General features: G+C 57.5%; 22 protein-coding genes and 1 other annotated feature. Of the genes, 8 read left to right on the forward strand and 14 right to left on the reverse strand.

Annotated elements, in window-relative coordinates; translation table 11 throughout:
• The first annotated feature begins 91 nt into the window (after positions 1 to 91).
• The gene (locus tag ABIC80_RS15955) at positions 92 to 1,471 is read left to right on the forward strand and encodes a carbohydrate porin (protein WP_042715082.1); all 1,380 of its coding nucleotides are present in this window, start codon (positions 92 to 94) and stop codon (positions 1,469 to 1,471) included.
• Between the two features lie 100 nt (positions 1,472 to 1,571).
• Positions 1,572 to 2,474, forward strand: coding sequence for an EamA family transporter (locus ABIC80_RS15960; protein WP_042715084.1), 903 nt, complete (start codon positions 1,572 to 1,574; stop codon positions 2,472 to 2,474).
• 169 nt (positions 2,475 to 2,643) lie between these two features.
• On the opposite strand, the gene nepI is transcribed toward ABIC80_RS15960, so the two are convergent.
• Together nepI and ABIC80_RS15970 are read right to left on the reverse strand one after the other, a co-directional pair.
• On the reverse strand, positions 2,644 to 3,828 hold the full coding sequence (nepI, locus tag ABIC80_RS15965) for a purine ribonucleoside efflux pump NepI (protein ID WP_429177786.1): 1,185 nt from the start codon (positions 3,826 to 3,828) through the stop codon (positions 2,644 to 2,646).
• A gap of 96 nt (positions 3,829 to 3,924) precedes the next feature.
• On the reverse strand, positions 3,925 to 4,377 hold the full coding sequence (locus tag ABIC80_RS15970; RefSeq protein ID WP_054803550.1) for a DUF1198 domain-containing protein: 453 nt from the start codon (positions 4,375 to 4,377) through the stop codon (positions 3,925 to 3,927).
• A 157-nt stretch (positions 4,378 to 4,534) separates the two neighbouring features.
• Here ABIC80_RS15970 and ABIC80_RS15975 point away from each other — a divergent pair, with 157 nt between their 5' ends.
• Positions 4,535 to 6,568 (forward strand): DUF4034 domain-containing protein, encoded by a 2,034-nt coding sequence (locus ABIC80_RS15975; RefSeq protein WP_429177787.1) that lies wholly within the window; start codon positions 4,535 to 4,537, stop codon positions 6,566 to 6,568.
• A gap of 153 nt (positions 6,569 to 6,721) precedes the next feature.
• On the opposite strand, the gene ilvN is transcribed toward ABIC80_RS15975, so the two are convergent.
• From ilvN to ivbL, 3 genes are all read right to left on the reverse strand, one after another.
• Positions 6,722 to 7,006 (reverse strand): acetolactate synthase small subunit, encoded by a 285-nt coding sequence (gene ilvN / locus ABIC80_RS15980; protein ID WP_076769298.1) that lies wholly within the window; start codon positions 7,004 to 7,006, stop codon positions 6,722 to 6,724.
• 3 nt (positions 7,007 to 7,009) lie between these two features.
• A complete protein-coding gene (gene ilvB / locus ABIC80_RS15985; RefSeq protein ID WP_042715094.1) occupies positions 7,010 to 8,698 on the reverse strand; it encodes an acetolactate synthase large subunit in 1,689 nt (562 codons plus the stop codon).
• Between the two features lie 105 nt (positions 8,699 to 8,803).
• Positions 8,804 to 8,902 (reverse strand): ilvB operon leader peptide IvbL, encoded by a 99-nt coding sequence (gene ivbL, locus ABIC80_RS15990; RefSeq protein ID WP_124966939.1) that lies wholly within the window; start codon positions 8,900 to 8,902, stop codon positions 8,804 to 8,806.
• Positions 8,903 to 9,422: 520 nt separating this feature from the next.
• Here ivbL and tisB point away from each other — a divergent pair.
• The 3 genes from tisB (at position 9,423) to emrD (ending at position 11,827) form a co-directional block, all read left to right on the forward strand.
• Positions 9,423 to 9,512, forward strand: a complete 90-nt coding sequence (gene tisB / locus ABIC80_RS15995; RefSeq protein ID WP_054803546.1) for a type I toxin-antitoxin system toxin TisB — start codon at positions 9,423 to 9,425, stop codon at positions 9,510 to 9,512.
• Positions 9,513 to 9,631: 119 nt separating this feature from the next.
• A complete protein-coding gene (locus tag ABIC80_RS16000; protein WP_429177828.1) occupies positions 9,632 to 10,465 on the forward strand; it encodes an EamA family transporter in 834 nt (277 codons plus the stop codon).
• Positions 10,466 to 10,642: 177 nt separating this feature from the next.
• A complete protein-coding gene (emrD, locus tag ABIC80_RS16005) occupies positions 10,643 to 11,827 on the forward strand; it encodes a multidrug efflux MFS transporter EmrD (protein ID WP_200135094.1) in 1,185 nt (394 codons plus the stop codon).
• On the opposite strand, the gene ABIC80_RS16010 is transcribed toward emrD, so the two are convergent.
• The 4 genes from ABIC80_RS16010 to ABIC80_RS16025 form a co-directional block, all read right to left on the reverse strand.
• Positions 11,730 to 12,818 carry a cellulase family glycosylhydrolase gene (locus ABIC80_RS16010; RefSeq protein WP_429177788.1) on the reverse strand — a complete coding sequence of 363 codons (1,089 nt, stop codon included), beginning with the start codon at positions 12,816 to 12,818 and terminating at the stop codon, positions 11,730 to 11,732. The two genes, emrD and ABIC80_RS16010, sit on opposite strands and share 98 nt — an antisense overlap.
• A 94-nt stretch (positions 12,819 to 12,912) precedes the next feature.
• A complete protein-coding gene (locus tag ABIC80_RS16015; protein WP_429177789.1) occupies positions 12,913 to 13,263 on the reverse strand; it encodes a DUF202 domain-containing protein in 351 nt (116 codons plus the stop codon).
• Complete coding sequence (locus ABIC80_RS16020; protein WP_305207187.1) at positions 13,253 to 13,600, reverse strand: YidH family protein; 348 nt, start codon at positions 13,598 to 13,600, stop codon at positions 13,253 to 13,255. Before ABIC80_RS16020 ends, ABIC80_RS16015 begins: the two co-directional genes overlap by 11 nt.
• 33 nt (positions 13,601 to 13,633) lie before the next feature.
• Complete coding sequence (locus ABIC80_RS16025) at positions 13,634 to 15,304, reverse strand: putative transporter (RefSeq protein ID WP_429177790.1); 1,671 nt, start codon at positions 15,302 to 15,304, stop codon at positions 13,634 to 13,636.
• 275 nt (positions 15,305 to 15,579) lie between these two features.
• On the opposite strand from ABIC80_RS16025, the gene oxlT reads away from it, so the two are divergent.
• Positions 15,580 to 16,845, forward strand: a complete 1,266-nt coding sequence (gene oxlT, locus ABIC80_RS16030; protein WP_263753629.1) for an oxalate/formate MFS antiporter — start codon at positions 15,580 to 15,582, stop codon at positions 16,843 to 16,845.
• Positions 16,846 to 16,953: 108 nt separating this feature from the next.
• Here oxlT and ABIC80_RS16035 read toward each other — a convergent pair whose 3' ends face one another.
• The 4 genes from ABIC80_RS16035 to ibpA all read right to left on the reverse strand — a co-directional run bounded on the left by ABIC80_RS16035 (position 16,954) and on the right by ibpA (position 19,611).
• Complete coding sequence (locus ABIC80_RS16035) at positions 16,954 to 17,421, reverse strand: PIN domain-containing protein (RefSeq protein WP_429177791.1); 468 nt, start codon at positions 17,419 to 17,421, stop codon at positions 16,954 to 16,956.
• Positions 17,421 to 18,554, reverse strand: coding sequence for an AAA family ATPase (locus ABIC80_RS16040; RefSeq protein WP_429177793.1), 1,134 nt, complete (start codon positions 18,552 to 18,554; stop codon positions 17,421 to 17,423). Before ABIC80_RS16040 ends, ABIC80_RS16035 begins: the two co-directional genes overlap by 1 nt.
• A 103-nt stretch (positions 18,555 to 18,657) precedes the next feature.
• Positions 18,658 to 19,089, reverse strand: coding sequence for a small heat shock chaperone IbpB (gene ibpB, locus ABIC80_RS16045; RefSeq protein ID WP_042715111.1), 432 nt, complete (start codon positions 19,087 to 19,089; stop codon positions 18,658 to 18,660).
• A 108-nt stretch (positions 19,090 to 19,197) separates the two neighbouring features.
• Entirely contained in the window at positions 19,198 to 19,611 is a 414-nt protein-coding gene (gene ibpA, locus ABIC80_RS16050; RefSeq protein ID WP_042715112.1) for a small heat shock chaperone IbpA, read from the reverse strand.
• Positions 19,605 to 19,676, reverse strand: a sequence feature (ROSE (Repression Of Heat Shock gene Expression) occurs in the 5'-region of heat shock genes and acts as an RNA thermometer to modulate expression.). It overlaps the preceding gene by 7 nt.
• Positions 19,677 to 19,924: 248 nt before the next feature.
• On the opposite strand from ibpA, the gene ABIC80_RS16055 reads away from it, so the two are divergent.
• Positions 19,925 to 20,254, forward strand: a complete 330-nt coding sequence (locus ABIC80_RS16055; RefSeq protein ID WP_042715115.1) for a YceK/YidQ family lipoprotein — start codon at positions 19,925 to 19,927, stop codon at positions 20,252 to 20,254.
• A 1-nt stretch (position 20,255) separates the two neighbouring features.
• Here the strand turns inward: ABIC80_RS16055 and ABIC80_RS16060 are convergent, their stop codons facing one another.
• Positions 20,256 to 21,482 carry a DUF3748 domain-containing protein gene (locus ABIC80_RS16060; protein WP_429177795.1) on the reverse strand — a complete coding sequence of 409 codons (1,227 nt, stop codon included), beginning with the start codon at positions 21,480 to 21,482 and terminating at the stop codon, positions 20,256 to 20,258.
• Between the last annotated feature and the right edge of the window lie 10 nt (positions 21,483 to 21,492).

Here is a 21,492-nt window from a genome sequence, read left to right on the forward strand (position 1 = left end):
TAAAGCAGTCTGTTTTGATGATGGCAATATTCCACTCTGTAACAGAGCGGAAGGTTATTGTCTGAGAACAACTTACTATATTGAGATAACCATGAAGATAAATAAAAAACTTCCAGTGGCGCTGGCGGTTGCGGCTACACTTTGCTCTGGTTCCGCCCTCGCCCAGGAGTTTACGCAAGAGCAAATTGACGCCATTGTCGCAAAAGCGGTGGATAAAGCGCTGGCGGAACGCCAGGCGAAAATGGACGCCGCAATGAATAAAAAAGCCGATGTGGTAGTTGAGCCGCAAAGCGCGGCGCAAACGCCCGATTTGGCGATCCCTTACGGCGTGAAATTTACCGGTTATGCCCGCTATGGCGCGCATTACCAGTCCGGCGATCAGAAATATGTCGGCGTTGATGGCTCCTACAACGGTGCGTCGGCAATTGGTCGTCTTGGCAACGAAGGCAACGGCGGCGAATTCCAGCTCTCGAAAGCGTTCAAAGGTGATAACGGCGCGATCTGGGACATCAACGTGATGTTCGATCACTGGGGCGATGAAGTTAACCTGAAAAAAGCCTACGCTGGCGTGACTAATCTGCTGGCCTCCAACCCTAACGCCTACTTCTGGGCGGGACGTGATTTCCACCAGCGTCCGCAGCAGGGGATCAACGACTACTTCTGGATGAACCACGACGGCCAGGGCGCGGGGGTGAAAAACTTCGATATTGGCGGCGTGCAGTTTGACGTTGCGGCCGTTGGCTCCATCGAATCCTGTAGCCCGGAAGTGCTGGAGGATGAATCCAACCCATCGCGCATCACCTGTACCGGCAGCTCTAACGTTGGCGATAAAGGCAACTATGCGGTCACCTCGAAAGTGCACGGCATGAAAGTCGGCCCGCTCGATCTGGAGATTTATGCCAACTACGGCTTTGACTCGAAAGCGGTGGATCGCGACGAGCGCCTGCACGCCTGGCAGGGCGGCGCGGTGCTGAGCCATACCTACGATAGCGGCATCAACAAGCTGATCGCCCGCTACTCTGATAACTCGGACAACAGCGTCTTTAACAAAACCGACGATCTGAAGGCCATCTACACCAGTTTTGAAGGGACCTATAAATTCACCCAGCAAACCCAGGTGGATTACCTGCTCGCCTTCCATGATTACGACAACAGCCGCATAAAAACGGATAACCGCCGCAACTATGGCGCGATTGTTCGCCCGATGCACTGGTGGAACGATGTGCACTCGACCTGGCTGGAGCTGGGCTACCAGCGCGTGGATTATGATGATGGCGGCGACAACCACGGCTGGAAAGCCACGCTGTCGCAGAACATCTCTATCGCGATGGGGCCGGAGTTCCGCCCGATGCTGCGCTTCTACGTAACCGGCGGCGAAGTGGATAACAAACGCACCGCGCGCGTTAACGGCACCAACGATACCTCCCTCGACTCGCTCAACATCGGCGCGATGTGGGAAGCCTGGTGGTAAGGTAACAGCCCGGAGGCGGTTCCCCTCATGCCGCCTCCGGTTCCTGTCCGGGCCTGTGTTATGCTTCTTAACCTGTTAATAAGTTATCAACGGGTTAGCGATGAGTTCGACGAAAAAAGGGATGCTCTGCGTGCTCGCAGCGGCAGTGCTGTGGGGCAGTTCCGGCGTATGTGCGCAGTTTATTATGGAGAAGAGCGCCATCTCTGCGCAGTGGTTGACCATGACGCGTCTGCTGTTTACCGGCGTGATCCTGCTTACGCTGTCGTTTGTCCACGGCGACAAGATTTTTACCATTCTGAAAAACCGTAAAGACGCGCTGAGCCTGCTCTTCTTCTCGCTGTTTGGCGCGATGGTGGTGCAACTGAGCTTCCTGGTGACCATCGAGAAATCCAACGCCGCCACCGCCACAGTGCTGCAATTCCTCTCGCCGACGATTATCGTCGCGTGGTTTGCGCTGGTACGCAAAGCGCGCCCGACGCTGCTGGTCTCAGCGGCGATCATGACCTCGTTAATCGGCACCTTCCTGCTGGTGACGCACGGTAATCTCACCTCGCTCTCCATCTCCTCCGGCGCGCTGGTGTGGGGGATTATCTCCGCCTTCTCCGCCGCCTTTTACACCACGTACCCTTCGGCGCTGATTGCCCGTTACGGCACGCTGCCGATTGTCGGCTGGAGTATGTTGCTGGCGGGGTTAATGCTGACGCCGTTCTATGCCGGGCAGGGGAGTGATTTTGTCATCGATGGCGCGCTGTTGATGGCCTTTTTCTACCTGGTGGTGATTGGTACGGCGGTGACCTTTAGCCTTTATTTGAAGGGCGCGCAGATGATTGGCGGCTCGAAAGCGAGCATTTTAAGCTGCGCCGAACCGCTCAGCAGCGCCCTGCTTTCGGTGGCGCTGCTCGGGGTGGTCTTCACATTGCCGGACTGGCTCGGCACGCTGTTGATTGTCTCGTCGGTGTTGCTTATCGCGCTGGATTCACGCCGCAAGGTGCGCGCCGCATAACGAACGCCGGTGCATTGCCCGATGGCGGCTGCGCCTTATCGGGCCTACGCGAATTGTAGGCCGGGTAAGCAGAGCGCCACCCGGCACATTGCCCGATGGCGGCTGCGCCTTATCGGGCGTGCGCGAATTGTAGGCCGGGTAAGCGCAGCGCCACCCGGCATTTTGAGATTCAGGCTCTGACCTTCACTTTTGCCGCCACCAGCAGCGCGGTGAGCAGCATCAGGCCGCCGGAGAGCATCAACGGCGAGAGCAGGCCGTAATGATCGAGGGCGAAGCCGCCAATCGCCGCGCCGCAGGTATTCGCCAATTGAATAACTGCCACCTGAATTGAACCGGCTTTCTCCGCCTGGTCGGCAAGGGTACGGGTGATCCACGTTGACCAGCCCACCGGAATCAGGGCGAAACCCAGCCCCCAGACAATGGCGATCCCCGCCGCAACTACCTTATCGCTGCCCCACAAAATCAGCACCAGCGCGCTTATCGCCAGCGTCAGCGGCGCAAGGGCCAGCGTCATTTTCACCGAGCGCTTCATCACCACTGACGAGAACGAAGTACCCACGAAACTGGCGATACCAAAACTGAGCAGCACCAGCGTCAGCCCATCGACGCTGAAACCGGCAAGGGTCGTATAGACCGGGCGAATGTAGGTAAAGAAGGAGAACTGGCCGGCGAAGACCATGAAAATCGCCAGCATCCCCGCCGCAACGCCGGGGCGTTTCAGCAGGCCAAACATATTCTGGTGCTGCTCGGTCTGCCCTGGCAGCGACGGCAGCGCGATCCACACCCAGATAATACAGGCCACGCCCATCAGCGCTGCGCCGTTAAAGACGTTACGCCAGCCGATAATCCCGCCAAGAAAACTGCCCAGCGGCGCGGCAATCACCAGCGCAATCGACACCGCGCCAAAGATGACCGACAGCGCTTTCGGCACCGTGCGCATCGGCACTAAACGCATGGTCAGCGAGGCCGACATCGCCCAGAAGCCGCCAAGCGCCAGCCCGAGGCAGGCACGCCCGACTAACAGCAGGGTAAAACTGGTGGCAAACGAGACCAGCAGGCAGGAGAGGGTCAGCAGCAGCGCAAAGGCGAACACCACATAGCGGCGGTCGGTGGTGCGAATAATGCTGGTAATAAACAGGCTGGCGAACATCGCCACAAAGGCAGTCACGGTGACGGTTTGCCCGGCAAGCCCTTCGGAAACGCCCAGATCCAACGCCATTGGCGTCAGCAGGCTGACCGGCAGAAACTCAACGGTGATCAAGCATGCTACACAGAAGGCCACGGCGAAAACGGCGGACCAGTTCGGCCGCGTGACCGGATCGGCTGAAGATTGCGCCATACTTTGCTCACTCATTGATTACCTGCTTAATTGTTAAACGTGAAAGTCGCGCAGTGTAACATTCATAAAGTGTGACGCAATTAACAATTCGGCAACTCTTCAGCATCGCTATCAGTGCAGCCAATAGACGCCCTCTTCCGGTGCGAAGAGCGCGTTATAACGCATCTGAAAATTGCTCAGTTCGGCTTTATCCGGATCGATTTCACGCAGAAAGCCGAGCGCCAGGCGTAATTGTGCATCGGTGATCGGTGCCGCAAGCCGTGCTTTCTGCATCAGGCGGTGCCAGTAGTGAAAATTTTGCTCACCGCTATCGACAATCGCCACCTGCCAGATCAGCAGCAGCTGCGCCGCGTTTTGCAGGTGCGCTTCATCGGGACGCGCTAAATAGCGCAGAAATTCATTGCCCGCGGTTTTGCCCATCTGATCAATCATCGACTCCACCGGCACGGGTTGAATATTAAGCCGGTCGGTAAGACGGCGGATCGCACGGCGGGAATCGGAGGTTAATACCCGAAAACCAATCACAAAGACCACCACCAGCGTGGCCAACATCAACCAGATCATACGTTCTCCCGCAGCGAAAAGAGGCTCATCATACGGGCAAATCGGCGTCGACTAACAGCGCTAAGTGCGCTCAAACACCTAAATCAGGGGTTTGTACCTGCCGCTTTTTTTCGTGACAATGGACACCATTTTTCTTACATCTCCCTTATGAGGCACCATGATTTCACTGGATGAGATTTTTTCCGTCCGCCAGCAGCTGCGCGATTTGATGCACGCCGGGGAGTTTGAAGCCCTTACCCGCTACTACGCGGCCGCCGAGGCGCGCTGGCAGCAGGATCGCGATGATGCGTTTTTTCCCATCATCAGCCAGTACACCTTTCTCTTTACCCCGCAGTTGTATAGCGAAGAGAAGATCGTCGAACTGCTGACTGCCTGGCATCAGCAGCAGCCGCAGGCCCATTACCCCTGTGCGATGCTGGCTCAGCGCTGGCTTAATATCGCCGGCGACGCGCGCGGCGGCCACTACGCTGACCGGGTGACCGCCACCCAGTGGAGCCGTGCCCGCATCAGTAGCGATCTGCTCTTTTACTGGGCGGCGAAGGCCATCTCCCTGAATAACCAGACCCCTTTTCTCTATTACCTACTGCTGACGGCGAGCGGGCACTTTAACCAACCCGCGTGGTTCGAGGAGCCGCATCAGCCGATAGCGCTTGATCTGAGCGCTTATTCAGACGCAGCGCTGGCCTTTGCCCGCGAAAAAGGCGGTTTACCGCTCTCCAGTGAGCCGATTTACACCGGTCTGCCCGTGGCCGACGAGCAGGAAGCGGAGATGGCGCCGCTTTACTGGCTCAACCGCGCGCTGGAGTGCGACCCGGAAAGCATGCCGGTGCGCGAGCAGTTTATCTATTACCTCTACCCGCGCTGGTACGGCGATGATGAGCATGTCGCCATCGATAACTTTTTAGCCAGCAACTACTGCACCACGTTGCCGGAGCTTAAGCGCAACAAGCTCTACAGCGTGAAGTGGCTGGATAAGCTCGGCAACCCCGAGTACTGGCCCGATAAGCACAGCGGCAAAGCGATCGGCGCGTTCGATGAGGAGTTCCAGCAGATGCTGGCCCTGCCGATGGAGCCGGAAGATAAGGCGGCGCTGCACCTCACCTGCCTGGATACCTACGTCCATTTCCTGCTGGACGACGATTACACCTTCTACGCCCATAGCCCGCTCTTCGCGCGGCGCATTTATGAGAGCATTGAGTTTATGCTCAACCACGGTTCAGTCCGGCTGCTGTTTGCCCAGGAAGGGGCATTGCTCTTCTGGCTGCTGTCGGTGCTGTGCCATAAAGAGTACGCGCTGCAAGATGAGAAGGGGCTCTTCCCGCGCTATATCGCGCTGACCGGCGCGCGCTGCGAAAACGACACCGAGCTGCTGCTGAGCGCCTATCTGCGCTTGCAGACGCTGGAAGGTGTGCATCTTCCTGGCCCGGCTGAGCCGTGGCTTGCGCGCCTGAAGCAGACGGACGATCGCATCGGGCCGGACAAGCTGAACGTGCTGCTCAACCGTCTCTGCTTCTTCCAGCAGAAAGCGCAGGCGCAAGAGTTTTTAACGCTGCTCGCCGAACATGACGTGATCCCCGCGCTGCTGCTGTTAAGCGATATTCACAGTGGTCTGGCACCGGTTGCGGCGACCAATTTGCTGATTACGCCCTCCGCAGAGTCGGCAACCGCAGCGCTTGATCGCGCCTGCCAGAACCGCTCGCCGGAAGCGCTGTTCCGCAAAAGCCGCATTCTGGAAGCGCAGCACGGAAGAGAGGCCCAGCCCGAGCGCCTGAAGCTGTTAGAAGAAGCGACCCGCCGCGGACACGCGCTGGCGCATTATGATTATGCCTGTGCGCTCTTCTGGTCGCGCGATGTGGAGCATCAGCGGCTGGCGGTGGAAAAAGTGTGTGCGGAGGTGCTGCTTGAGTCGCGAGTTGAAGAGGAGAAGCTGGCCTATATCGCCTATCTCTACGCGTTTGGCGTGCTCAATCAACGCGGCGGTATGCGTAAAAATGTCTGGCTGTTTATCCGCTGGATCAACTACGCCATCGAGCTTTGGCTGGACGAGCACTACCAAAAAATGCAGCAGTTCTTCGAATCGCGCTACGTTAACTTTTTAGTGGTTCGCTTCCTGGCGAAGCGGGATAAGAAGCGGGCACCCGAGTGGCAAGTGGATTTACTGGGCAAGCTTGGCGTACTGGAGGATGAGTAATGTCTTATATCGGTTATATCCTGTTCATCGTAGTACTTGTGGTCGTCGGCGTGAGAACCAATAAGAAGTCGCGCTACTACCTCAGCACTCCGCTGCCGCGCAAAAAATAGAGCGTAGCGCGCCGCCTTAACGGGCGGCGTGCCGCTTTAGCGCTTACTCAAAAAAGAGCCCCAGCTTGTTGAACACGCCGGGATCGCTCTGGTGACGGATGATCTGCACCACATCTTCCAGCTTGTCGATCTGGCTTATCATCTGCTCAAGACGCTGATCGTTGGCGACCTGGAGCCAGATGCGGCTCTGCTCGCCGTTCTGGAGCGGTAAACAGAGAATGCCCTCCACGTTGAATGCCCGGCGGGCAAATAGCCCGCAGACGTGGGTCATTACGCCCGGGTGGTTACGCACGGTGAGTTCAAGAATGACGTTATCAGTGCTCTGCATGGTTTATTCCCCCACCATTTCTGTATTCGCCGCGCCCGGCGGCACCATCGGGTAGACTTTCTGTTGTGGATCGATGCGCACATGCACCAGCGCAGGTCCTGGGCGGTCAATAATCTCCTGCAACGCGGCCTGCGGATCGGCGGCGGCGTTTAAATCGCAGGTGTGCAGGCCAAACCCGGCGGCAATCTGCACAAAGTTAACCATGCCCGGATAGGTCGCGGCAAAGACGCCGGATTTGTAGAACAGGCTCTGCTGTTGATGCACCAGCCCCAGCGCCTCGTTATTCATCAGGATGATTTTGACATCGAGATTGTTTTCCGCCGCCGTCGCCATCTCCTGAATATTCATCATCAGGCTGCCGTCGCCGGAGAAGCAGATCACCTTCCGCTCCGGGTTCGCCAGCGCCGCGCCGATCGCCGTCGGCAGACCAAAGCCCATGGTGCCGAGGCCGCCAGAGGTGAGCCACTGGCGCGGGCGATTGAGCGGATAGGCTTGCGCCGTCCACATCTGATGCTGCCCAACGTCGGTAGTGATAATCGCCTCATCATCAACGCAGGCTGCCACCGCGTTAATCAGCCCATAGTGGCTTAAGGGATCGCTGTTCTGCGCAATGGAGGAGGGAAACTCCGCTTGCAGCTGTTCGACGGTGTTGCGCCAGGCGTGGCGCGCGCTTGCCTCAATCTGCGGAATCAATACATCCAATACTTCGCCGACATCACCCTGGATCGCGACATGCGCCTGCTTCACTTTCCCCAGCTCGGCGCGGTCGATATCGACATGAATAATCTTCGCATTCGGGCAGAACTGCTCGGTTTTGCCAATCGCCCGGTCATCAAAACGCGCACCCAGCACAATCAGCAGATCCGCCTCTTGCAGAATGAAGTTGGTGCTGCGCGCGCCATGCATGCCAAGCATGCCGAGGGAGAGCGGGTGGTGTTTCGGCAGCATGCCGAGCGCCATCAGCGTCATAGTCGTTGGCAGGCTGGCTTTCTCCGCCAGCAGGCGAATTTGCTGCGGCGCATTGATCACCCCGCCGCCCAGGTAGAGCACCGGGCGCTGCGCGGCATTGATCATCTCCGCTGCGGCACGAACGTCATGCGCATTCCACGCCGGAGCCGGGGCTTTAACGCCCGGTTCCGGCAGCTCGCTTAAGGTGATCTCCGCAGTCTGCACATCTTTAGGAATATCTATCCACACCGGGCCTGGGCGGCCAGACTGCGCAATGCGAAACGCATCGCTGATAACCTGCGGCAGTTCGGCAATGTCGCGGACCAGATAGTTGTGTTTAGTGATGGGGATAGAGATGCCGTAAGTGTCCACTTCCTGAAACGCGTCGGTGCCGATCATTGAAGCGGGCACCTGGCCGGTAATGCAGACCAGCGGAATGGAGTCGAGGCGCGCGTCGGCGATAGCGGTGACCAGGTTCGTCGCCCCTGGCCCGCTACAGGCGAGACAGACCGCCGGTTTTCCCTGCGTGCGCGCCATCCCCTGGGCGATAAAACCGGCACCCTGTTCGTGGCGGGCCAGCACGTGGCGAATCTGCGTACTTTGGCTCAGGGCATCGTACAGCGGCAGCACGGTGCCACCCGGAATGCCGGTAACGGTGGTGATGCCCTGACGCTCGAGTAAATGAACAATCAGCTGCGCGCCAGTGTAGCGCGTGGATTGAGGAGTGCTTTCCGAACTTGCCATGCTCCAGTCCTTCTTATTCTGGGCCGACTTTCCGGGAGGGATAAAACAAGAAACCCCGCCCGGTTTGCGCCGGCGGGGTTTTGGAATCGTGTGTTGTTCCGGACCCTACGGCGCATTGCCGACGACCACCACCACACGCACGACGACCACCGCGGCGTTGTGCGCGGTTTTTAGTAGGTTCATCGGTTTAGTGGCAGCGTTCATGGGGGACCTGTTGTTGTGTGAACAATTTTTATGTCATTAACGAGATTTATACAAACACAGGAATCATTCGCCGACAACTGCTTTTTACGCACCGGCAGCAAAGTGGGCCATTGATCACATTTCTTATTGCCGAAATGACAACAAAAAACCCCGCCGGAGCGAGGTTTTTTTGCAGCTTTTTGCGGCTGGTGACCGCAAGCACACTGCGTTACGTCAACAGCGGAACTATACGCTATATCGTCCGGTTGCGCAATTTTTACACATAATCATCCGCATTAAGTATGGCTCAATGGCGCAAAAACAACCAATAATTACTGTATATAAATACAGTACTCGCATATACTGATGTTGCGCATCTGTGTGGGGGCCGCAACTACGGCGCGCTAAGTCCTGGCTGAAACGGGTGGTGCCGTCAGCGCCTTAACCCCTTGAGAGCACACTGCGTTACGTCAACAACACGGCTGATAACAGGCAGCGGAAAGGTAAGTCAGCCGGTGCTCCTTTACCTGAGGAGATGCGTATGGGCCAGACGGAGATGGTTATCCTGATCCTGAAACTCATTGTTGCCTTGTTGCAACTACTTGAAGCAGTCCTGAAGTTTGTTCGTTAACTCAGGTTCAAGTCGCACCAAAGGGGGGCGGGCAACCGCCCCTCTTTACTATTCGCGTTCTGGCGCGCCTTGCGCCGGTCATGTTACATTTCGGTGACATTTCCCGTGCGCAGGTCGCCATGACGCTTTCGGTTTTCTGCATTCTGCTCTTCGCCGCACTGCTCCACGCCAGCTGGAACGCCATTGTCAAAGCGGGCAGCGATAAGCTCTATTCCGCCATTTCCGTGAGCGGATTTGCCGCGCTAATTGCGCTGATATTGCTCCCTTTTTCTCCCCAGCCAACGCTTGCCAGCGCGCCCTATCTCGCCCTCTCCTGTGCTCTGCAAGTGGTTTATACCGTGCTGGTCGCCAAAACCTACCAGGTCTCAGAGATGAGCCAGACCTACCCGCTGATGCGCGGCACCGCGCCGCTGCTGGTGGCGTTAGTCAGCGTGCTGTTTCTCGGTGATGCCCTGAGCGCGGTGGCGTGGAGCGGGATTGCGGTGATCTGCCTGTCGATTCTCGGCATGGCATTTAACGGGCGCAGCCAGTCGCGCACCGGGATCTGGCTGGCGCTGCTCAACGCCTGCTTTATCGCCAGCTATACGCTGGTGGATGGCACCGGCGTGCGTCTCTCTGGCACGGCGCTCGGGTACACCCTCTGGACCTTCTTCCTCAACGGTTTCTGCCTGCTGCTATGGGCGATGGTGGCGCGCCGCCACGCGGTTTCTCGTTATCTGGTGGCTAACTGGAAATCAGGGCTGCCGGGCGGCATCGGTACGCTCGGCTCCTACGGCCTGGCGCTATGGGCGATGACGCAAGCGCCGCTGGCGGTAGTGGCTGCGCTGCGCGAAACCTCAATACTTTTCGGCGCGCTGTTAGCCTGCTTTGTGCTCAAAGAGCGCGTGGCAGGCGTGCGCGTTGTCGCCGCCTGCGGTATTGCCGCCGGTGCGATCCTGCTGCGCCTTTCGTAGATCATTCTGGCAACAAAAGTTGCCGATAATTGTTTAGAAATCCTGCCTGGCAGCCTTTGCCAATTAGTGAGTCACCTGGTGGCTCACTCCGCGCCTTGTGGTAGATTCCTCCGCAACCTGGGCTGCATTGCAGCCATATATTCTATAATTCTTCACTTTTGAAAAGTAATCATCGATATGAAAAGGCAGAGAAACGTCAATTTGCTATTGATGCTGGTGCTTCTGGTCGCGGTCGGCCAGATGGCGCAAACCATCTATATTCCGGCGATGGCCGATATGGCGCACGATCTGGCGGTGAGTAAAGGGGCGGTGCAGAGCGTGATGGCGGCCTACCTGCTGACCTATGGCGTCTCGCAACTCTTTTACGGCCCGTTGGCCGACAGAGTGGGGCGCCGTCCGGTGATCCTCGCGGGCATGTCGATTTTCATGCTGGCGACGCTTATCGCTATCACCACTAACAGCTTACTGGTGCTGATCCTCGCCAGCGCCCTGCAGGGCGTCGGCACCGGCGTCGGCGGCGTAATGGCGCGCACCCTGCCGCGCGATCTCTATGCGGGCAGCGAGCTTCGGCATGCCAATAGCTTGTTAAATATGGGTATTCTGGTCAGCCCGCTGCTGGCACCGCTGATTGGCGGCGTGCTCAACACGCTGGTGAACTGGCGCGCCTGCTTTATCTTCTTGCTGGTGCTGTGTGTGATTGTCACCTACAGCATGGCGCGCTGGATGCCGGAAACGCGTCCGCTGGATGCGCCGCGCTCGCGGCTGATCACCAGCTATAAAACCCTGCTCGGTAACGGCGCGTTTAGCTGTTATCTGCTGATGCTGATTGGCGGCCTGGCGGGCATCGCGGTGTTTGAGGCCTGCTCAGGCGTGCTGATGGGCGGCGTACTGGGGCTGAACAGTATGATGGTGAGCGTGCTGTTTATCCTACCTATTCCAGCGGCCTTTTTCGGCGCATGGTTTGCCGGACGGCAGAATAAACGCTTCACTACGCTGATGTGGCAGGCGTCGTTAAGCTGCCTGCTGGCCGGTATCCTGATGTGGATCCCCGGAATCCTTGGCGTGATGACTATCTGGACCTTAGTGGTGCCCGCCGCGCTCTTCTTCTTCGGTGCCGGGATGCTCTTTCCGCTGGCGACCAGCGGCGCAATGGAGCCATTCCCCTTCTTAGCCGGTACGGCGGGCGCGCTGATTGGCGGCCTGCAAAATATGGGCTCCGGCGGGCTGGCGTGGCTCTCTGCGCAGCTGCCGCAAAACAGCCAGTTTAGCCTTGGGATGCTGATGACGCTGGCCGGGCTGCTGATTGTGTTGTGCTGGCTGCCGCTGGCGTCGCGCCCTGGCCACCACGAACAGGCGGTTTGACCTCATGATGGCCCGGCTTCAGGTCGGGCTTTTCGCAGGTCGGCGTAATCATCTCTTTTAGCAGCGGCGCGGGCGCAGGCCGCCATGCGCCCTCTTCACCATCATAAAACTGCGTATCGGCATTGATCGCATACGGGATTTTCGCCCGGTTCAGCTCGCAGGCCATAAAGCGGGCGAAAGCCATCTGCGAGGCGGTCGGCGCGTTTTTTATCGACTCTCCCACCGCCCAGCCACCGACCCAACTGGCGTGACCGGTTTTTTGCTGCCAGCGCAGCGCCGCAGCGATGCGCGCGCGGATCGCCGCTTTTTCTGCCGCCGTGCCGGAAGTCCACGGGTATTTGCCGTTACTTTTCAGCGGCCCCCACGGAAAGATATGCCACTCCGCCAGCAGGTAGTTCTGGCTGTGCACAGGCAGCCGCAGCGAGGCGAGATCCTCAGGCGCGGCGCGCAATCGCGGGGCGATGAAGATCATCCGCTGGGCATCAATCTGATGCAGGGTGCGCACCACATTGTCGTAAGTGCGATTTAAGGCGGGCAGATCGCGGTTCAGTTTGTCGGCGGGTTCATAAATCACATCAAAACCGAGCGTCGGATGCTCGCTGCCAAAAAATTGTCCGACGGTCGTCCACCAGGCCACCAGCTGCGCTTCGGTTTTTGCGTTGGGATCGGCTTTAAAACCATCGGCCTGATAAGCGATGATCGGCGTTACGCCGTAGGCTTCGCAGGCTTCGACCAGCTTACGCAGGTGAATCAGCCGCGCTTCGGTCATATTATCCGCCACGCGAATACGAACATGGCGAATGCCAGCGTTGTAAAAATCACGCACCACCAGCGGGTCAAATTCGCGGATGCCGCGCTCGGTACGCGCCCAGTCAACGTCCATGCCAACGCCCAACTGCTGCGCGTAACGCGCCGCCGTCAGCGGAGTATCGGCGGCATACACAGCGGTTGCCGCCAGCAACATAACAACAGCAATCAGTGGCTTTAACACGGTTGACCTTGCGAAAATCGGGGGTGATTACATGTATTTAGCATGCTTTTGCTCAGCGCGCGTAGCGGCAAAGCGTAATAAATTTTTCCCGCACTCAGAGCAGAAGCCATAACTGGCGAATATGGGTAACGGCGAACAGCAGGGCGAGAGAGAAGACGCCGAGGGCGATAAGCAGCTTGTCACGCACGCTGCCGGGCAGCGCGAAGTCACCCGCGTGCACATCCATGCGCTGCCGCAGAAGGGTATAACGCCAGAGGATACCCGCCACCAGCGCCAGCAGCGCGAGGGAGATCCAGAACGGCGTGCCCGATTGCTGCCAGTTATGCTTTACCGCCAGCGCCATCAGCGCGCCATAGCCGAACAGCGTGCGTAGCCAGGCGAGCGAGGTGCGCTCCGGCTGCAAACCGGGGTCGACAGCGCGGCGCGCTTTGCGGCTATCCGGCATAGAACACCAGCACCATCACCACTATGGCGACCGCCGCCAGCGCCATACTGATAAGCAGCAGCGTGCGGGTGTAGGGCAGATCCTCTTTTAAGCGCATCGCTTTCTCATTACGCAACCAGCGCAGATAGCCATACAGCGCCAGCGCACCGGCGAAGAGGCAGAGCAGCAGCGCCAGGGTTTCGCGGATCAGCGGCGTGGCAAACTGCGGTGCCAGCTGATCGAGGCCAACGCCCGCGGCGAGAAAGCCCAGCGCGGTGCGGATCCAGGCAAGAAAGGTGCGCTCGTTGGCCAGCGAAAAGCGGTAATCGGGCGCTTCGCCGACGCGGGAGATTTTCATCAACACTCCTTATAAAGCAGGCCGTTCGCCAGGCTAAAACGCCTGGCCCAGCCCCCAAAATAGCACCGCCAGGAGTTGAGGGGTAATAATGCGCAAAAACATCACCAGCGGATAGACCGTCGCATAGGAGAGCGCTGCCGCGCCGCTGGTGGCATGCAGGTTATTGGCGAAGGCCAGCGCCGGCGGATCGGTCATCGACCCGGCCAGCATACCGCAGAGGGTTAAATAGTTCATATTGCCGAGCATCCGCGCCAGCACACCGACGGTCAGCAGCGGAATGGCGGTAATAAAGATGCCGTAACACATCCACGTCACCCCTTCGCCGTGAGTTAGCGTGGCAAAGAAATCGCCGCCGGACTTCAAGCCGACAACCGCCAGAAACAGCACAATGCCAAGCTCGCGCAGCGCCAGGTTTGCGCTCGGCGGCATAAACCAGTAGAGCTTGCCGATGGTGCCGATACGCCCGAGGATCAGCGCCATAATCAGCGGCCCGCCCGCCAGACCAAGCTTTAAGGCCACCGGAAAGCCGGGAATAAACAGCGGCACCGAGCCGAGCAGCACACCGAGACCGATACCGATAAACACCGGCAGCATCTGCACCTGCTGTAATTTCTGCTGCGCGTTGCCCACTTCGCTGGCCACTGCCTCAATCGCCGCCGGTCGGCCAACCAGGTTGAGGATATCGCCAAACTGCAGGCTGGCGTCGGAGCTGGCAACCAGCTCCACCCCGGCGCGATTGAGGCGCGAAATCACCACGTCATAACGCTCTTTCAGCTGCAGGTCACGGATCTTTTTCCCCAGCACTTTTTCGTTGGTCACCACCACCCGCTCAACGCGCAGATCGGTGCCGCGCGTTGAGAGGGAGGTCTCGACCTCTTTGCCAATCACCAACTGGGCGTTATGCAGATCGCGCGGCAGGCCGACCAGATGCAGCAGATCGCCCGCCTGAATCACCGTGGTGGGCGAGGGCACCATCAGCAGCTCGTCCCGTTTCAGCCGTGAACAGATGATTTTGTCGCTGTTGAGCAGCGGCACATCCTGAATCGCCATATTGTTGAGGTTGCTGTTTTCCACCCGAACATTAATGGTGCGAATATGCGAGACGCCGCTATTGAGGGTGGCGTCGTGCTTGCGGGCCTCCTCATCCACATTGACGCGAAACAGCACCCGCAGCAGCCACATGCTCAGCAAAATGCCGCAGATACCGAACGGGTAGGCCATCGCATAGCTGGTGCCCATTACATCCAGCTGTTCCACCGGCAGCCACAAATCGCGCAGGATCTGCTGCCCGGCACCCAGGGCGGGCGTGTTGGTCACCGCGCCGGAGAAGATACCGAGCACCACTGGCAGCGGAATGGCGAAGAGTTTATGCAGGATCGCCGTGACCAGGCCCCCCAGCAGCACAATCAGGATGGCGAAGAGGTTGAGGCGCAGCCCCGAGACGCGCAGCGAGGCAAAGAACCCCGGCCCGACCTGGATACCGATGGTGTAGACGAAGAGGATCAGGCCGAACTCCTGCACAAACAGCAGCATCGGCCCGCTTAACGTTATTCCCAGCCGATCGGCGATGTGCCCAACAATAATCCCGCCAAACAGCACACCGCCAATGCCAAAGCCGATGCCGCGTATTTTGATGTTGCCGATCCACAGCCCAACCACTGCCACCAGCGCCAGCACGCTGACCATTAACGCTATCTCACTCATGATCGAATCCCTTTCCATGATGATTAGGCTAATTCTCGCAGAGAAGAGGGCAGTTTTATGGGCGATGGCGCACAAAGTACAGGGCTTTTCGCGCCCTCTAATGTGGCGAACCGCGCACCATATAATGTGACGCTGCTCTCAATTAACGCATAGCTGAGGCGTTTACCCGCAGGTTAAACCCTGCGCCTGCTAACTCTCTTCTGATGATTCGTGCGCTGGCAGGTTATGGCATGGTTAATGCACAACTCCACTTTTGTTAAAAACAGGGTGGCAGAATGACAAATACAACCTTAACCAGCGTAGTGGTAGCAAGCCCGTCGAAGAAATGGGTGCAACTGGCGCTGGGCTTACTGTGCATGATCTCCATCTCCAGCCCGCAATATGTCTGGGCGCTGCTGGCAAAGCCGTTTATGGCCAAGCTGGGCGTTCCGCTGGCGGAGATCCAGCTCACCTTTTCACTGCTGATTATTCTGCAAACCTTCTTTTCCCCCTTTCAGGGCAAGCTGATTGATAAGTTTGGCCCGCGCCGGTTGATTGCCATTGGCACCGTGCTGAGCGGCGCGAGCTGGATGCTGACGGCGAACATCAGCAGCCTGACGGGGCTCTATCTCTGTTACGGCGTGATCGGCGGCCTCGGCACCGGCATTGTCTATATCGGCGTGGTCGGTTTGATGGTGCGCTGGTTCCCCGAAAAACGCGGCTTTGCCACAGGGATGGTGGCGGCAGGCTACGGTATGGGCGCGATCCTCACCACGTTCCCGGTGACGCAGTCGCTGGCCGCCAAAGGGCTGGAGAGCACGCTGTGGCAGTTCGGCCTGCTGATGGCCGCCATCGGTTTTATCGCCAGCCAGGGGTTACGCGCGCCGCAGCATGCCAGCGCGCAGCCGGTGAGCAGCCCGTTGAAGATGAGCGAGAAGAGCTTCGCGCCGAAAGAGATGCTGCGCAAACCGCTGTTCTGGCTGATGTTTGTCATGATGACCATGATGTCCACCTCCGGCCTGATGGTCACTTCGCAGATGGCGATTTTCGCCGACGATTTCGGTATTACCGCCGTCACGGTGCTTGGCATGGCGGCGCTGCCGCTGGCGATGACCATCGACCGGTTTATGAATGGCTTAACGCGCCCGGTGTGCGGCTATATCTCGGACCGGATTGGGCGCGAAAACATGATGTTTGTCGCCTTCGGTCTGGAAGGGTGCGCGATGGCGCTGTGGCTGTTGTGCAAAGACGATCCGCTGCTGTTTGTGCTGCTCTCCGGGGTGGTCTTTTTCGGCTGGGGCGAAATCTTCTCGCTCTTTCCTGCCACCCTTACTGACACCTTCGGTACGCAGCATGCTACCTCAAACTATGGCTGGCTCTATATCTCGCAGGGAATCGGCTCGATTTTCGGCGGCCCGCTGGCGGCGCTGCTCTACCAGCAGACCGGTAGCTGGAACCTGGTGTTTGGCTGTGCAATCACGCTCGATATTCTCTGCGCGCTGCTCGCCCTCTTTGTGCTGAAACCGTGGCGCCAGCGCTTTTTGCAGAGCGTGCAGGCATAAATAAAAAAGGCTCCGCATGCGGAGCCTTATCTACCGGGTGGCGGCGATGCCTTAGATTGCATCCTGCCGTAGGCCTGGTAAGCGAAGCGCCATCAGGCAGTGGGGTTGTCAGTGGTTACTGACCGCTAAATCATAGGATTGATGTAACTGACGGATGCGCCCGATATCGGAATCGTTGGAGCAGAGCTCAAGGGTATTGCAGTGCGCGCTGCTGAAATGAAAAACGTCAAACTTTCGTTTCTCCAGGTTACGCGCTGCGGCACCGGGTTGCGCCGCCTGCCAGCTATCGAAACGGAACAGATTGGCTGACAGCTCAGAGATATCGCGCGTAATATCCAGCTCGGGAAAACCGTTCAGGGTGGCCTGAAGTTCATCAAAGTCCGCTTTATTTGACCAACTGACGCCACGCAACACTTCATAGCGAATCAACGGCGTAATAAACAGCGCCACATCATCGTCAGCTAGTAGCTGAGTGAGCATAGTTATCGCGGAGGTTTTCATTTCCACGGATGTTCTGCCGCTTTTATCAAATGCTGCAATCAGAAGGTTGGTATCCAGCAAAACTCTCCGTGTCATTACTCTTTCTCCTGCTGGTTGAGCAAGCGTAATAAGTTCGCTTTTGCATCCTGCTGCTCGTCGGCGCTGCTGTTCTCAAGCTTCATCTGGTTTAGATCAACGCTGAATACATCTTTCAGGATATCGGCCAGCGCGGCTTTATTCGGCGCGGCAATTTTTTTCGTCTTCACAACGCCATCACCGTCGCGATAGAGGTTATACGCTTCACCCTCTTTAAGCTGCGCGAGAACAACAGAGGAGTGCGTGGTGATGTAAAAGGTCGTATTAGGAAACAGCTTCTTGAGCAACGGCACGATATTCGCCTGCCAGGAGAGGTGCAGGTGGCTCTCTATCTCATCGATAAAGACAACGCCCTTCACCTTCTGAATATTGCTTTCATTGGTGAAATAGCCGTAGCCGGAAACAATCGCCTGAATCAGTTTGAGGATGGAGGTAAAACCGGAGCTGAGCTGGCTAATTTCTCTCACCTGGCCGTCAACTTTCAGGCTCACCCGATCGTCGCCGCTAATCTGTAAAAACTCCGGATCGATTCGCGCATCAATTTCGTGCAATAAGCGGATAACTGTCGAAATCTCCACCTCGCGGTTATCTTCACTTTTTTGCCAGCGGTTAGAAGAGCGGGCAATTGAAATAAACCACTCCTGAATACTGGCTGACATATTCATGGAGCCGAAATCCGCCTCCATCTGCCGGGTCAGCGTCTGGAAGTAATACTTTCTGCGGTTCTCAAGATTGCCCAGCGAGGTGTTAGTTACGCTTGATTGCGTCTCGATTTTTCCGCGCGCCTGGGCGCCGAGAAATACCACCGGGAACGTATTCGCGGTCAACGAGGGAAAATAACCGCGGGCAATTTGCCATAAGGGAGAATCGTTAATTTCCCGCTGAACCGTATAAGGTTCCGGGCGATTGGTGGCGACGGATTTGAACTTGAAGAAAACCTGATCGTTAGAATCGAGGGATTTTTTTACCAGCTCATTATTAAAAAACATAAACTGGAACAGCGCTTCCAGCATTTTGGTTTTGCCAACGCCGTTGGGGCCGATAAAGGTATAAATCCGCTGGTTAGGTTCAAGCCTAAGCTGCGCGCGCCCAACGCCGATAAGTCCTTCAATCTCAAGCTTTTCGCCAAGCATAGCCATCTCCTGAATGCCGCAATGGCTCCAGTGTATACCAGCCTGCAAAAGAAACAAAAAAGCCCTGCTCAGAAAGCAGGGCTTAGCGGTTTTATACGCGGTTTTAGCTATTCAACGCCGGGCGCGAGCTGATGGCAATGCGCTGCGGTTCGGCGCTTTCGGGCACGTTGCGCAGCAGATCGATATGCAGCAGGCCGTTCACGAACGTTGCGCCGGAGACTTCCATAAAATCGGCCAGCGTAAAGCTCAGGGTAAAGGGCTGGATCACCAGACCCTGATGGAGCCATTTCGGTTCGTTGGCCGGTTTTTCCGGCGTGCCTTTAATGGTCAGCCGACCATTTTCCAGCTGAATATCCAGCTCTTGCTGGCGGAAACCGGCCAGCGCAAGGGTAATGCGGTAGTGGTTGTCGTCGCTCTTTTCGATGTTGTAGGGCGGGAACGCCTGCTGATCGACATTGGTGGTTTGCAGAGCGTTTGCCAGTTTGTCGAAGCCAATCCACTGACGCAGAAGCGGGGATAAATCGTAGTTACGCATTGTGTTTCTCCTTCAAAGAAGCGAGTGAATACCTGCGAGCTTTCGGCTCACATATGCCCCCTGTCGGCGAGCATGTCGGGAGTGGGCCGCGCGAGCGACCCGACGTAATTAGTTAATTTCAATACGGCGCGGTTTTTTCTCTTCCGGGATGACGCGCTCCAGTTCGATATAGAGCAGGCCGTTCACCAGGTTGGCGCCTTTGATTTGAATATTTTCTGCCAGCTGGAATTTACGCTCGAAGTTACGCTCGGCGATGCCCTGGTAGAGATAGGAGCGCTCTTTCTGTTCAGCGGCGTGGGAGCCTTTTACCACCAGCAGGTTATCCTGGGCGGTAATATCCAGTTCGCTTTCAGCGAAACCGGCCACGGCGATAGCAATGCGGTAGTGGTTTTCATCCACTAACTCAACGTTGTACGGAGGGTAACCGTTATTGCTCTGGTTCGGGTTGTTTTCCAGCAGGTTAAACAGGCGGTCAAAACCGATAGCTGAACGATAAAGCGGGGAGAGATCAAAATTACGCATAGTTAAAGCTCCTGAAATCAGCGAGTGTGTAAGACCTTCCATAATGGACCGATCTTCATGCCATATAGCCGAACACCCTTGCGGCGTGTTCTGCGGCTACAGTGATAAAGTGTGGTTGCAGGGAATTTTTTCAAGGGCAAATTTTTGACTTTTTTTGCACTTTCTCTGACAGGGCATAGACTGGGGGTGGCCGCACAAAGGGTTAAAGTGCGAATGCCGCCACAGAGCGGAGCGCGAATGCTGTTGTTTTCGCAGGCGTAGGGCTATAAACGCCGTGACAGCATTCAGACAATAAAACAACGATGATTAATCGATGATGAAAACGCGTTTGATAGTTTCTGCACTGGTTTGCGGAGTGATGGTCTCGGGCTGTTCCAGCGTGATGTCGCATACGGGCGGCAAAGAGGGGCTTTATCCCGGCACAAAAGCGAGTTCGTCGATGATTTCCGATGACGACACCGGCATCGGTATGAAATCGCTGGTGGCGCTGGATATGCCCTTTACCGCTCTTCTCGACACGCTGTTGATACCCTGGGATCTCTTTCGCAGAGATAACTCGGTGAAAGCGAGAGTCGAAAAGAGCGAGCGGGAAAATGAGGCGATTAACTCCCTTATCCCGCCCGCGCCGATGCCGGTGCACTGATTTAGTAACCGGTCTGCGTCATCCAGAGCTGGCGGAAACCGTCGGCCTCTTCCATCCAGGCTATCTGCTTACCGTCCGGTGAGAAGACCACCGCATCCCCGGAAGGGGGGTTGGCGTGATCGGCCGTCAAAAAGGTTATCTCTCCGCTTAGTGCGTCGCACAGCGCAATGCGGTTATCCAGCACAAACCCCAGCGCCTCGCCAGAAGGGTGCCAGTTAAACGCCGACTGGATCCCCGTCTCACAGTGGGTTAGCTGCCGCGGCTCGCCGCCCGCCGGGCTGATTAACCAGAGCTGCACAACGCCGTTGTCGTCACGCATTAGAAAGGCAATCTCGCTCGCCTGCGGGTTGCTGCGTACCCAGTGGCGCGGCGTCGTGACCAGCCCCGGATAACGTCGGTGATGGGTGAAGGTGAGGCGCTGCTGCTGCACGCCTTTTGGCGGCGCGGGCAGCGTCTGCTCTGTGCCAGCCAGCGGCGCATCGCCCGCGGTTTTCCAGCCCTGCTCATCAGCAGGAAGATCGACGATAAACAACTCCGGCATTTTTTCACCGCTGGCGGAGAGCGTATCGCCAATAAACGCCAGCCGCTGGTTGCCGACCCAGCCCTCTTCATACGCACGGTTGATCTCATCGCTGCCGGGCGCAGGCGTCGGCGTCGTGCGGCTCACCAGCACGCACCAGTGGCTGCCGCCATATTCTCGCGGATGGGTGCAGGACGGCGTTACCGGGCCAAATGGCACCGCGACGCCAACGTTGCGCAGATCCAGCGCCGGGTCGCGCTCATGCATTACATGATCGTTATAGGTAAAGCTAATGTTCTGCCCGTTCGGGCTAAAGACATGCACGTGCGAGCCGCCGCGCAGCGCGCCGGGCGTGTAGGGCGCGGTGATATCCAGCGCATCAAGATTGGTTGTGCGGCCCTGCCCGGTTATTACGCCGCGCCGATGGTGGAAATCGTACTGCCAGGCGGCATCGGGGTTTTCCGGGCCGTGAATAAACACATACTTCTGCGCTTCAGGATGAACGGTCACCACGCCGACATGCGCGCCATCCGTTGCGGTGTAGATCACCTCAACGTCGCCGGAGTGAACGTTGACGCGTTCGATAGTTTTGCCGGTAAAGGAGGCGCCGGAGGGGCGCACATCGAACACCAGCCACTGGCTGTCCGCCGTCCAGGTGTTGATATTGGTCAGTTGATGATTGCGCGGGGCGAAGGTGAGCTGTTTCATGAAAGTACCC

The sequence above is a fragment of the Kosakonia sp. 1610 genome, assembly GCF_050435845.1.
GTDB classification, from domain to species: Bacteria; Pseudomonadota; Gammaproteobacteria; order Enterobacterales; family Enterobacteriaceae; genus Kosakonia; species Kosakonia cowanii.